The organism is Rhizobium sp. AN6A, from assembly GCF_900215635.1.
Lineage (GTDB): Bacteria > Pseudomonadota > Alphaproteobacteria > Rhizobiales > Rhizobiaceae > Agrobacterium > Agrobacterium tumefaciens.
The window spans coordinates 222,815-236,361 of sequence record NZ_OCNC01000003.1; the positions used below are offsets into that span (position 1 = coordinate 222,815).

The 13,547-nt window shown below is 55.6% G+C and carries 6 protein-coding genes and 2 pseudogenes; 3 read left to right on the top strand and 5 right to left on the bottom strand.

Features of this window, described 5'->3' with window-relative positions; translation table 11 throughout:
* Positions 1 to 397: 397 nt before the first annotated feature.
* The 3 genes and pseudogenes from CRO62_RS04935 to CRO62_RS04950 all read left to right on the top strand — a co-directional run bounded on the left by CRO62_RS04935 (position 398) and on the right by CRO62_RS04950 (position 3,452).
* Complete coding sequence (locus tag CRO62_RS04935; RefSeq protein ID WP_097099432.1) at positions 398 to 2,161, top strand: ABC transporter ATP-binding protein; 1,764 nt, start codon at positions 398 to 400, stop codon at positions 2,159 to 2,161.
* Between the two features lie 336 nt (positions 2,162 to 2,497).
* A pseudogene (locus tag CRO62_RS04945) lies at positions 2,498 to 2,649 on the top strand (fumarylacetoacetate hydrolase family protein); the annotation flags it as partial.
* 24 nt (positions 2,650 to 2,673) lie between these two features.
* Positions 2,674 to 3,452: pseudogene (locus CRO62_RS04950) on the top strand (2-keto-4-pentenoate hydratase).
* A 144-nt stretch (positions 3,453 to 3,596) separates the two neighbouring features.
* On the opposite strand, the gene CRO62_RS04955 reads toward CRO62_RS04950, so the two are convergent.
* From CRO62_RS04955 to CRO62_RS04975, 5 genes are all read right to left on the bottom strand, one after another.
* The gene (locus CRO62_RS04955) at positions 3,597 to 4,547 is read right to left on the bottom strand and encodes a bile acid:sodium symporter family protein (RefSeq protein WP_097099433.1); all 951 of its coding nucleotides are present in this window, start codon (positions 4,545 to 4,547) and stop codon (positions 3,597 to 3,599) included.
* Positions 4,548 to 4,860: 313 nt separating this feature from the next.
* Positions 4,861 to 5,343, bottom strand: coding sequence for a hypothetical protein (locus CRO62_RS04960; protein ID WP_097099434.1), 483 nt, complete (start codon positions 5,341 to 5,343; stop codon positions 4,861 to 4,863).
* Between the two features lie 52 nt (positions 5,344 to 5,395).
* On the bottom strand, positions 5,396 to 5,773 hold the full coding sequence (locus CRO62_RS04965) for a hypothetical protein (protein WP_097099435.1): 378 nt from the start codon (positions 5,771 to 5,773) through the stop codon (positions 5,396 to 5,398).
* Positions 5,770 to 13,056 carry a hemagglutinin repeat-containing protein gene (locus CRO62_RS04970; protein WP_323455476.1) on the bottom strand — a complete coding sequence of 2,429 codons (7,287 nt, stop codon included), beginning with the start codon at positions 13,054 to 13,056 and terminating at the stop codon, positions 5,770 to 5,772. Before CRO62_RS04970 ends, CRO62_RS04965 begins: the two co-directional genes overlap by 4 nt.
* Before the next feature lie 36 nt (positions 13,057 to 13,092).
* On the bottom strand, positions 13,093 to 13,545 hold the full coding sequence (locus CRO62_RS04975; RefSeq protein ID WP_097099436.1) for a hypothetical protein: 453 nt from the start codon (positions 13,543 to 13,545) through the stop codon (positions 13,093 to 13,095).
* Between the last annotated feature and the right edge of the window lie 2 nt (positions 13,546 to 13,547).

The window sequence follows — 13,547 nt, forward strand, 5'->3', positions numbered from 1 at the left end:
GCGAATTCGCTGGAATGGCCAAGCGTGCCGTTTAGCCCAAACCAATGATCATAGCTCAAATACCTTGCCTCATCCCGCTCTTAAATTTTGGATATCGCTCGCGCTAATTAGGGCTAAGGACTGTTGGCAATAGACATCACTGGAAAGATAAACGCTCAAGCTTGCAAGCGCTGCCGAGCTTGATCGGTTGACACTCATTCGCGGCGAGCTTATTTGCATAGCCTTGAAGACAGACGGCAAGAACCTTGATCACAGCCTTGGACATTATAGAAAATTTCGCACGACTAATAGTGTCGTTTTCGATCGAGGAAAGGCGTGGAGTGCTTTCCTTTGAGCGTGATCAACAGCCACACCAGCGCGATACTTAACCGCGTAGAAACTAAATAAGGATATCTCGGTGATCGGATCGTTTTTGTCGCCAAACGACAAGAAGCTGCTATCGCGGCTTTTTAAAGAAAACTTCAAAATGCACGTCGGTTGGTATTCCGCAGCAATAGCAGCAATGCTCATTGTTGCTGGAACGACATCCCTCAGCGCATGGATCATGCGGGACATCGTCAATAGCGTTTATCTCAAACAGGGATTTGACGTCGTCCTTGAGATTGCATTTGCTGTGGCGATCATATTCATCGTCAAAGGCCTCGCAACCTTTGTTCAGAGCTATTATCTTAGCAAGGCTGGCAACAGCATTGTTGCCGAGCAGCAACGTAGAATCTATGATCGGCTTTTGAAGCAGGGTGTCTCCTTTTTCCAAAATCTGCCGTCTTCCGAACTTCTTGTGCGCGTGACCTACAACGCCCAGGCTGCGCGTAGCGTTATCGACACGATCGTCACGTCCTTCGTTCGCGACCTATTTTCTCTTCTTGGTCTGATTATCGTGATGTTCGCCCAGAATTTTCTTCTGAGCGCGATTTCCATGATCATTGGTCCAATTGCGATTTTCAGCGTTCGCCTTGTTCTGCGTCGCGTTCGCAAGATCATGGAAGCGGAACTTGCTTCGTTGGGCGAAATCGTCAATGTCGTGCAGGAAACCAGCATCGGCGTTCGCGTCATTAAGGCATTCTCGCTTGAAAAGCTGATGCGCCAGCGCATGAACAAGGCGGTATCTGATGTCGAGCAACGCGCCAATGGCATTGCGAAGCTTGAAGCGGCGACCAGCCCGATCATGGAGACACTGTCTGGCCTCGCCATTGCAGTCGTCATCGCCGTATCCGGTTACACCGTTCTTGAAAAAGGTGGCTCGCCGGGCGACTTGATGGCCTTCATTACTGCCCTGCTTCTCGCCTATGAGCCGGCCAAGCGTCTGGCCCGCATGCGAGTTCAGATCGAAGGCGGCATGATTGGCGTGCGCATGATGTTCGAGGTTCTGGACGCTCCGTTGACACTTGCCGAGAAGAAAGATGCCCTGCCGCTCCCCAAGGCAAGCGGCAATGTGGAGCTCAAGAACGTCAGCTTCGAATATGTTCCTAACCAGCCGGTTCTAAAGGACGTCAGCGTCCTCTTCGAGGGTGGGAAGATGACTGCGCTGGTCGGGCCTTCCGGCAGTGGGAAGTCGACGATCATCAACCTCATGATGCGTCTTTATGATCCACAAAGCGGTTCCGTCGAGATCAACGGAATGGATTTGCGCGATGTGTCTTTCGCCAGCCTGCGCGAGCATGTTTCTTACGTCGGCCAGGAAACCTTCCTTTTCTCGGGAACGGTGAAGCACAACATTTCCGTCGGTCGCGACAACGCCACCGATGAGGAAATCATTGCTGCGGCCAAAGCGGCCAATGCGCATGATTTCATCATGAACATGCCCGATGGTTATGATAGCAAGCTCGGCGAAAACGGCTCCGGTCTGTCCGGTGGCCAAAGACAGCGTATTGCAATCGCCCGCGCGATGCTGAGAGACGCAGACATATTGATCCTCGACGAAGCAACGAGTGCGCTCGATTCCGAATCCGAAGCGCTTGTCCGGGACGCGCTTGAGCGTTTGACGCTCAACAAGACATCGATTGTCATTGCTCACCGTCTCTCCACGATCAATCGCGCCGACAAGATCGTCGTCATGGATAATGGTCAGGTTGTCGAGCAGGGAAGCCGTCGCGAGTTGCTCGCAACCGATGGTCTTTACAAGCGCTTGCACAGCATCCAGTTCGATGCGGACGTAGCCTAAGTCAAACTAGGATCGGGCGGCAATGCCGCCCGATCCTTAATAAGCTTGCCTGTCATATCAGGTACCTTCGGCCGGTTGACGCCGATTATAAGGCGATTTCCGTATCGCTCGCTGCCTTCACCAAGAGCGACAGATTTTATGCCACGCGTTCATCGCTCAACCGTATCAGCGGCGCGGCACCGCTCACAGTGCCGACGACTTTCTCCCCCTGACGGATGGCAACCACGATTGCCCCTCCCCCTCCTCGGCGGCCAAAGCGTGAGCCCGCTCGGCTCATGGCTTGTGAACCCGGACGAAATGATGATCTACAAAACCTCGTGCTCTGGCTCGATGCTCCTCATGCTCGGTGACGTCGTCACGACCGGTACGCCGCTCGGCGTCGGCCTTGGAATGAAGCCGCCGGTCTTCCTGAAAGCGGAGATGTCGTCGAACTTGGCATTGATGGCCTTGGCAAACAGCGCCAAATCGTGACAGCATTCGGCCAATAGACAGAATGAGGGATGATGACTGGAATGACGGCGATCGAAAAACTGGCCCAGGGCCTTGTGAAAGCAGGCCTGAACAGCAGCAAAATTGCGCTGGCGACAATCGAGGCGGATGGCCTCGTTCCAGAAGGCCTTGAGGAAGCCATTGCCGTTCAACGCGCTTTCGTTGAAGCTTCCGGTAAAACAGTGGGAGGCTGGAAGCTGGCGATCCGGCCGGACGGGAACGCGGTCGCTGCGCCGATGGTCGATTGTTACCGGATCGGTGACGACGCTATCGCGTCTTTTCCCGGAGCGGATATTGAAGGCATCGAGGTGGAAATCTGCTTCACCCTCGCCACCGATATTCCGTCGCAACCGCCACCCCGCTCAGCAGGGCCGATATACTGACGCATATCGACGCCGTTCACCTCGGCGTCGAGCTGCTCGGCTACCGGTTGGTGGAAAAGAACCAGGTCCCCTTCCCGCTCTTTCTGGCGGATCGCCTTGCCAATCGCGGGTTTGTTCTCGGGCCAGAAATCGACGCGGCAATCATTAATACCTTTGCCGAAAATACCGGGGATCTGCCGCATCTGACAGTGACCGAAGGTACAGAGCTTCGTTTCGATGCGGTGGTGAAACACCCCAATATCGATCCGCTCGCCCCGCTTATCGCTTTCGCCAATTCCCCGCTCAACAGGGATGGAACGCTGAAGCGCGGACAGATCGTCACCACCGGCAGTCTTTGTGGTGCGATAACAAGCGACCTTGCCGCCGAAACCTATATCGATATGAAAGCGGTCGGGGCTTTCACACTTTCATGCTCTTGATCGTCGCCTTCGGCCATCGACGCGGATAGTGCTTCCGCGTCGATGACGATTTTGGTCGAGACGTTACGGATCTAAGGCGTCATGTTTCGAAGAACCCCTTTCGGGCTGGTTCATATCCCGTCGGCCAATCTTCGTCCGGCGATCCTATCCGGCTTTCGTCGTCGCCGTCGTGTCCACGCGGCCCGAAAACCAGTTGGCCAGCAACGCGCCGGAGATATTGTGCCAGACGCTGAAGATGGCGCTGGGCACAGCTGCGAGAGGCGAGAAATATGCCGTCGCAAGAGCGGCACCGAGACCGGAGTTCTGCATGCCCACCTCGATGGCGATTGCCTTGCGCTTGGTGAGTGAGAGGCCGGTCGCCTTTGCCGCGAAATAGCCGAGCAGATAACCGAGCCCATTATGAAGAACCACGACCGCAAAGATCATCAGGCCGGACTGCACGATCGCGCCTTTCGATGCGCCGACAACCGCCGAGACGATCAAAACGATACCGATGACGCTCACGAGCGGCAAAGCCGGCACGGCCGCCTTGACGACACCTGGCAAAAGCTTCTGCAAGGCAGCACCAAGGGCCAGCGGCACCAGCACGACCTTGACGATGCTCAGGAACATTGCCCAGCCATCAACCGGCAGGAACTGGCTGGCGAACAACCACACGAGGAATGGCGTCACCAAGGGAGCAGCAAGCGTCGTCACTGACGTGCAGGCGACGGAAAGGGCGACATCGCCCTTCGAAAGATATGTCATGACATTGGACGATGTGCCGCCCGGGCAGCAGCCAACCAGGATGACACCCGCTGCCACTTCCGGTGGCATCGGGATTAGCAGAGTCAGCAGCACCGCAAGTAACGGCATGATGAGGAACTGGCCGAGCACCCCGATGGTAACATCGACCGGGCGCTTTACGACTTCACGAAAATCGTCGACCGAAAGTGTGAGCCCCATGCCGAACATGATGATCGACAGAAGCGTGACGATCCACGGCCCAATCTGCTTGAACGTATCTGGAAAATAAAAGCCGAGCACGGCAAACAAGATGACCCAGACCGCAAAGGTTTTGCCCACAAAAGCCGAAACGGCTGCCAGCGATTTCATGTCTACACTCCCAAAATGAACATGAAACCCCCTCTAGACTCCTAGGGTGCTCTGTCAAGGTCATTACGCCGTTGCTACAACCTCGCGGTCAAAAACGATACGTCGCAAATCCCGGAAGATCGAATACCTCTAGGTCAACAAGCTCAGTTGGCCAAATCTAGCCAACATTGACCGCGACATCTGCCCCACCAAATATGGAGCCAGATTGATGGCAAAACCCCTTGGTCTACCGAATACTTCAAAATCCCGCAGATGAGGGCGGCGTGAACACTGGACCAAAAAGAGAATGATATATCGATAGATAGACTAAAGATTATAATCCAAATATCCGCTGGCAAGTCGATTCCATCCCTGAAAACAGGCGATAGCTGTCCGTCGGAATACCGATATCGCGGCGCGCGTTTATCGCTGCTATCCGTCCTGCTTTCACCGTGACGGCGATCTCGCAACTTTTCTGCGCGTCGTGCGCAGAAATGAACTCCCTGCGTCTAATTGTCATATTTTGCATATAGTCCGCTGTCTCAACATATTGTCCCGGAATATGCGCGACAATGGTGCGAAACCACACGCGGTTCCCTTCCTTGTCCTGGCCTGTCGGTGCCCCGAACCTGCTCTGAAAGTCTGCGAGTGTCTTGCCTCGCCATTGGGAGTCAAGTTTTCGGTATGGTGACAGCATCGCAGCGACGACACCGCTATTCGCGTCGTTGATCGCCGACGATGTCTGATTCAATGCGGTGCATCCAGTCAGGAACAGAGATCCGACAATAATGGAGGAGAATGATTTCAACATCTTCATTAATTATATCGGCGTCTTCTACAATGAATCGGATGACTTACCCCAACCCTCATCAAAACCGCCCTTCGCTATGATCGCTATTAAATATGGATTTGTACTCAGCAAGCGCTTCAATAGTGGATTTAATATCCAAACTATATTCTGGATTCTGCCTTTCAAAATCCGTCAAAACCATAATACTATCATCAATACGATAATTTGTTCGACACATTCCATAGAAGGTTTCAAAAATATTTTTTAACCATAGCTTCTCACCATATTTTGCCTTTTTAAACTCTTCTATCAAAATATCCCCTGAAAAATTTATCGTTTTTCCGTAGTATACCGCAGACAAAACTGCTGATATTCTTTCTTCTGGATCGTTGTCAATACGCGACAAAATCTCAATAATTTCTTTTTCCGTTCTGTTTTCTGGCGATTTGTACTTCACTTGACAGGCCTCCCTTTGGCCGTGAACAGCCCAGCACGGATAAGTGCATTTTTCTCGGACTGCCGCAGCTCGTTCCAAGAAGACGGAACATACCCGTGATATACGCTCTCAAAGTGATTTTGAAACACAACAATTTCGCCTGTGGAACTGTCGTAACCTATACGCGCAGTACTATTCCCGCCGAGCGGCACAGAATTAGACAATGCCTGCCCTCCGTTCGTAGGTTGGGCACTTACCCCCGGACGAATCTGGTCATGTTTTGGATTTGCTTCATACCTACCGCTGAATGCCCCGGTGGGAACGGGTAGAATATCGACCGAACTGAAAACATTGCCACGGTTATCAGCTATGACAACGTTACCGTTTACGTCAACAACTCGTGCAAAACCAACAGGCAAACCGCCTACATCGTTGCCAACCGCACCGGCGCTAGAAAGTGGTCTGTACCCTTCAGGAACGAGAACGACGGTTCCGTCGGATGCGACAACTCTTCTGTATCCGGCCGTTTGCCCCCCGCTTGCCTCCCCGTGACCTGTTCCAATGCCAGAACGCAAACCGATCACACCGTAGGCGATTTCGGTTACAGTCGCTGACACGTATTTGAGAGCTTGGCCAGTTGCGAAACAGCTGCTCGATTGACCATGGTCCTCGCAGTAACCCACACCAGAAGCGACATCCATGATCTTCTGCTCGAAGACGGTGGAATCTCCTGTTAGCCATCGTTCCATGACCTGATAAGAGAGCAGGCGCTGCGCCAGTGACTCACTGACGCCAAGTTCCTGCAGTCTCATCACATCGAGGTATGCAAAACGCGGGTCATCATTCAGATCACCCAACAGGTCCTGGACACACTGCCTCGTCCGGCAGGCATCAAGCTGACGGTCCTGATCGAAGTCGATCTGGCTATATTTATCTGACACGGCAGCTTTACACGCAGCAGGATCGCCAGCACTGTCGCAGCCCTTTAGTTCCTTGGCGAGATCCTCACTCTGCTTGTGAGTCAGGAAATTATGATTAACGTTGTCTAGCCCGGCGGCCGCGCCGGTCTCTCCTCCGACCGCCGCACCGACTATTGCCGCAACCCACTGGGTGATGGCGCTTTTCTGGTCGTCGGTCAGGTTCGGATTGGCGCTCAACACCTGCTGCAAGACGCCATTGACGACTTCGCTCAATCCACCTGCCAATGCTCCCGATCCGGCACTACCGCCTGCAAGCTGCGCGACAAGGCCCCCGACCGCAGCATGTAGGGCAATCTTCGCCGGACTGCCTTCGGCAAAGCCGAGTTTAGCGGAGATATCACCAACGGCGATGTTGGCAAGCGCCGAGAGGGCAGCCGCACTCTCCTGCTTTGCCTTCAGGCGCTCAATGTCAAATGGGTCGGCCGTTGTATTGGCGTTAGAGAGGTCTGTGTTGAGCGCGGCCAGATCTTGTGTCTGATTGGTGAGGGTCAACTGACCCGGTGTCAGCGTGGCACGGGCAACCCCCTGGTCCTCCTCCTTGGCCGGCTGGCCGACTACAGGAACGGGAATGCCGCCGGGCGTCAGGGATATTCCAAGACTGGAGCTCGACGCCTCGGAGCGGTTGGCTATGTCTGACCAGGTTAACGAATCGGCGGAAAGCGTGTTTTTGGCGGGATCGGCCGTTGAACCTATGACGCCACCGACAAGTTCGACATTGCCGCCGACCTTGACATTATATCCGCCGGAGCCCGCGATTAGTCCGCTCTGTTCGGAAACGTTGGCATAATTACCTTCAACATCGGTTTTCTGAACCCCACCACCGACCTTGCCCGCTGGTGACAGATTCAGGCCACCGCCAGCTGTCTTTTCGTCGTAGATCATCGTATCCTGGCGGCTGACGATGTTGAGGTCGCCACCGACGGCAGCAGTAACCCGTTCACCGGACACAACAGCTCCCGCAAGCGTAGTGTCGTTGCCAGAAGCCAGTGTGACATTGCCGGTGCCCATGACATGGGTGTTGAGGTGAGTGACGCTGTGAGCGTCCTGCTTACCGCTGCCCGCTGCAAAACCACCGCTCAGACCGCCGTTCGTAAGATTGACACCAATTGAAGCGTTTGCTGACTGGCTGCTGCTCGAGGAGGATGAAGCAGATTGGGCACTTTCCAACAGAATGGAGCCGCCAGCCATGAGAAGCACGTTCCCTGATGTCGGATCGCTTTGGGAGCCTGCTGCAATCTGAACGCCACGACCGGCCAAATCGCCGGAGTTGGCGACAATGCTGACTGAATCCCCTGCTTCAATCGTTGTGACAACCGGCGTTAATGTCGAGAGAGTTGCGCTACTCTTTTGGTATGTGAAGCCTATGGACAGGCTTGCAGAGGCCAGCGGCTGAGAACCGCCGTCGATCTGCTTGAGAATGTCTTTTACTCGATACGCCGCGAGCGCAGACGGTGCGAGAGCATAGGCACCGTTCGGACCGCCAAGCTTTCCGGCAGCGTTAGCGAGACTACCCGCAGCACCCGCGAGGCCGGAGGACACCGACAGGCTGATGCCAGCAAACATCTCCTCATGCAGGCTTTCGTAGTTGGACTTGTCCTGCGCCGAAAGCAGATTGACGTTGCGCTCTGCGAGGATAGCAACATCCCGCTCAGCGGACACCTCAGCCGCTTGAAGGTTGGCATCGCGGCCCGCAGAGATTATCAGATCACGGCCGGCAGAAAGGGTGGATCTGGCATTGGTCTCGGAAGACTGGCTCGTTTGATCAACCGACTTGCCGTAGCCAATGCCCACAGAGGCGCTACCACCGCCTGAACTGAAAGAAAGACCGAAACCGGAGCGCTGCTCCTTCTGCGCCGACGAGGCACTTTCTGCCCCGGGAGTGATATTGACGTCACGGGCTGCATCAAGCGTGATGTCGCTGCTGGCTGCGATAGAGGAGCCGATGACATTCACGTCGTTTTCGCGTGCCGTGAGCGTGACATCGGTCCCCGCCTTCAGCGCAGAGCCAACGTTAAAGGTAGATGATTGGCTCTTTTCTTTCTGCTCCTTGCCCCAGAGCGAAAGGAAGCCACCGCCGGAACCGGCGAACAGACCGGATTTCTTGCTGCTGCTCTCCAGCGCGTGCTGCTCCTCCGCCCCGATGATGGCGACGCTGTCACCCGCGACGCTGATCGCATCGCCTGCCGTGACATTCGAGCCAGCGATGACGGCGTTGCCACCAGCATCCAGCTTGATGTTGCCGGACGCGGAAAGCTGGGAGCCAACTGTCGTTTCGTCGTAGTTGTACTGCGTCGAACTCTTTTTCGAGAGGAAGCCCTTGGATGATGAACTCTGCTCGAACTCCGCAGTATTCTTGCCCGACGCGATCAGCAGATCGCCGCCCGCGCTGACATTGATATCGGCTTTGTTGGTCCCGTCGCCGGCAGTCACCGTCGAGGCCGAGAGGACGGTATCTCCACCTGAGACGATGGACACACCCTTCCCGCCGCTGACCGATGATCCGACGACGGTCTGCGTTTCCGTGTGGCTCGTCGTCTGTTTGCTTCCGCCGAACAGACCGCCCTTTTTCTTATAGGCGTAGTCAATCGTGGTAGTGTCGACAGCTTCGGCGATCGTCACATCACCGGTCGCTTTCAGACCAACGGTTCCATCGGCGGCAATCGTGCTGCCGATGACGTTGAGGTTGCCGCCTGAATTGGCTGAGACCGAACCGCCCGCGGTGATCTCGGAACCCTGGCTGGTGGTTCTGACAACCGTCGTCGAACTCCGCTTGTCGCGCAATGTGCTGGTTGTCAACCTTTCAGTCACGGAGATATTGATGTCTCCATTCGACGTCAGGCCGAGATTGCCACCTGCTTTCACCTTCGCATTGGCCAGCAGAATGCTCTCGTTCCCCTTCAGCGAGGCATTGCCACCCGCCGTGAAGGTGCCGCCGATCGCCGCGATCGACGAACCGGAAACAGTCAGATCACCAGCCGATGCAATCATGCCTGATGTTGCAAGCAGGCCAGTATCGATTGTCACCTGATTGCCGGCGATCAGCGCGCCCGCAGAATTCGATCTTTCCCTGTCATTGGCGGCGAGATGTAGTACCGGCGCAAGAACGGTCGTACCGTTCACCGTCTGCCACTCATATTCGACGACGGATTCGGTGAGGCTGGCGATCTCCTCAGCCGTAAGCGGTTGGCCGAGCGGGCGCTGCTGCGCTCCCAGATAGGCGGCTCCGTTGTCGAGCAATTGCTTTATCTGAGCGATCGAATCCTGCCCGTTAAGGCCGGAACCCGTCGCCAGTCTGAGCTGCTGCTCAATATATTGATTCTCGAAATAGGCGTCCCCAAGGAACTGGATCTGCCGGTCCGGCTGGTAGCCGATGCGGCCAAGGAAATAGCTCGATCCGTAGAATTTCGAGACATCGAGGAAGGCGGCACGCGTTTCATAGAGGAACGTCTGACCGGGAATGGTGCCGCCAAAGCCGCCGGACTGCGGGCCTGCAACGGAGCCAATAGTGAACAGCGCACCGCTTGCGGTCATGCCAGCGAGCAATCCGGTCGGATCGCTCGAAGGCGCAGGCGCTGCTACGCTGACATGATCTGCGATCGTACCTGCTGCGGCGGTATTGTTAACGGCACCAAAACCGGTAATACCCAGCGCTCCGCCAGAGCGGATCGCCGCGGGAACACCGCCGATCGCCTCGACGCTTTCTACACTCCGTCCTGGCCCGAGATCTTTTGACGCATCGCGCGTTCCAAAGGGACTGGGACCAGGCATGGCGACCTGCCATGAACCTTCCCAACCACCTGTATCGCCGCTTGTCTTCGATTCCTGCCACTCATAGATGACATCGGGAAAATACTGGCAGCCGCCTTGTTGGTTACAATTTAGCGAAGTGGTACGCTGCAATTGCAAACCGAGATTGTTAAGCGTGCCGGAGCCAACAAGTGTCATGCCGGAGCCGGCTTCGATGTTGCTATAGGCATTGGTAAGATCGACGGTATCGATAAAAAGCGTATTGCCCGCCTTGATTGTCGCTGCGGGGCTACCAGCCGATGTGAGACGGTCTTCAGTCACATCACGATAGACATGGCGAATGGGCGCACCAATGACGAACTGCTTGCCAGCAAAAGAGACGGGAGATGAACAATCTCCACATTCGCGTGCATAATAGGTGTCATAAGCCGACACGAGTGCGTTTGAGATTTGCTGGCTCGTATAGGTCGGAGCCACGCTTTTCTCGTTACGCAGATTTGCCGTCAGGATCGAGATATTGCGACTAGCGGAAATTAGACCTGAACTGTTGACCGTAGCAGCATTGCGCGCGCCAGAAGCACTTCCAGCAATTGTGAGGTCACGACCTGCGACAATCGCCCCCTGATCATTGGCAAGCACGCCGCCCACGAAAAGTGCCGCGTCGTTACCGGCATAGATGAGCCCCGTGGCGGTGTTGGTGAGGTTGCCGGCGATATTGAGGGTAAGATCATTGCCAGCAGCCAGCTGACCGGCGTTGGCAAGTTGCGAAAGCGACAGCGTCAGATTATGGGCCGCAAGAATATTGGTGACGTCATTTGCAGTGAGGCTACCCGCTTGGATCGCGATGTCACCTGACCCCTGAACGGAACGAGCTGTGCTGCTCGCGGTGACAGCATTGAGCCGCGCACCCGTCAGATCTGTCGTTCCAGATGAGGTGAGATCAATACCACCTGACGTCAGCGTGCTGTTGGTGAGATTAATATTATTGGCATCAATGTAGAGTGTGCCAGATGTAGCAAGTCCGCTCCTGTTATTGGAAAGGTCGGCATTTTGCTGCCTGATCCTGATGTCGCCCCCGGCGGCCGTGCGTTTATCGAAACTGATGACACCATTTGTCGAAGACAGCAAAACGTCTCCGTTTGCCTCCAGACTGTCATAGCGGATGTCGCTGCCAGCCAAAGCCTGCAAATTCCCTTCTGCAAGCACGAGCCCGGAAATCCCGAGATCAAGGCCGGAAAGCAAAGCCAAATCGCCTTTCGAAAGCAGCGAGCCCGCTGCGATCGCGCCTGAGGCAGCCGTAAGCGACATCGCCTTGCCAGACTGGGCCGTGCCACCGATGGCAATGGAACCAGCCCCAGACCACAGCGAAACAGGCCCGGCAGCCGACGCGTCGGCCAAGGCAATTCGACCATCCGCCAGAACGTGGAGTGCGCCACTAGCCCCGAGAGTACCGCTGACATCGACGAAACCTGCTCCGCCATTAATCAGGATATCCTCTTCTGCGCCGATCGAAGCGATCTTGGCGTCTTTCCCCGTTTTGACGGACACCGATTTTTTCGAGGTGAGACGACCGGCCGAAACACTTCCCTTCGAAGAGATGTTTACGCCGTTATTGCCAGAGGCATTGCCGATCGAGATTTTGCCGTCTGCCGATAGCGAAAGTTCACCGGCATTGGCGGCCATGTCGCCGCGCATGCGAACGCCAGCGCCCTTTTCCGTGACGACCATCTTGATGCGGCCGGCCTGCATCGCCCCGAGTGCGGAACCATCAATTGCATATTCAGGTGTTCCGGAGATCGCATCGAGCGGTGTCGCTTCACCAGTGGCATAATCGAACTTGCTCTTACCGGCCGTCAGGCGCAGGTCCTCGCCATAGATCGTGCCGTCGATCTGGATGGTACGGGATACGATATCGAACAGATCGACTCTCCCGTCCCCTGTCGCAAAATTCGCTCCCTTCGGACCAAACGTGACGTCTCCGCTATTGACCGTGAAGCCATTGAGACGTCCATCAGCGCCGATGTCAGGCACACCCGTCGTCAGCGTGGCGCGTGGCGTGTTGATGAAACCGCAGCCGTCGCAGGTGGTCCCGTTCGGATTGGCGATAATGACGTCGGCGCGGCCGCCGAACACTTCGGTCGGCCCGACGAGAGAACTGCGATTTTGCGACGTCACCTCATTGAGGATGACCGTGGCAGCACCCCTGCCTTGAAGGTTTGGATTGCCAGGTGTCGCGCCACCCAGCTTCGACGTACCGATCTCACCATTGTAGTTGTTGAGAATAACGCCCGGCGTGCCGACGTTGAAATTGTTGTATTTGTTGTGCGACAGACCCTGGCTGTTGGGTCCGACGATATCGATGAGCGGCACGCCGTTCGGAGCAGCCCCTATCCCGGGGCGATTTGCAAAAGATCCTCCAGCTTCCGGCGATATGTCCTGTGCGTGAAGAAGCACTGGCTGAAGCACGAGCGTAAAACTGACAACGGTGGCAATGATTTTTTGAGCCAGCGTCCCGGCATTGGCGAACAATGCGAGGTCGGTTGTTTTGCGTGGAAGACGCTTAAACTGTGATGTCATTGTTGTTCGCCTCTCGTGGCAGACGGAATTTGGGGCTTAGCGGTCTTTTCTGCTCGTGTCGGCCGGAGACGGCTTGGTGTCGAGTTTCTTGTAGACATCCGCCAGCTTCGACTGCGGGGCCGGGCATTTTTTGCTTTTGGCAATCTCGCCAAGAACCTGATTGCGGTTACGCAATGCGTCGATCTCCAGTTTCTCTGGCGATTTCGGATCCATAAAGAAAAGAGCCGGCCAAAACAGAAGAACACCTGTCGCACCGAGGACGACGTTTTTACCCTGCGCATCGGATCGTTCTTTCACCGTCGCCAGGACCTGCCGTTCGTTAGCCTCGAATTCGCGCTTGATGCCGGCGCAATCGAAAGCGCTGTCGGCAGGGTTTGTCGAAGCAACCGGATGCGCTGCCCGGCCACCGCAACCGGAAACGACACTGGCAGTCGCCACCAGCGCGAATACGACAGACAATTTGGGGGTGTGAAAAGAAGATCTGACCATAA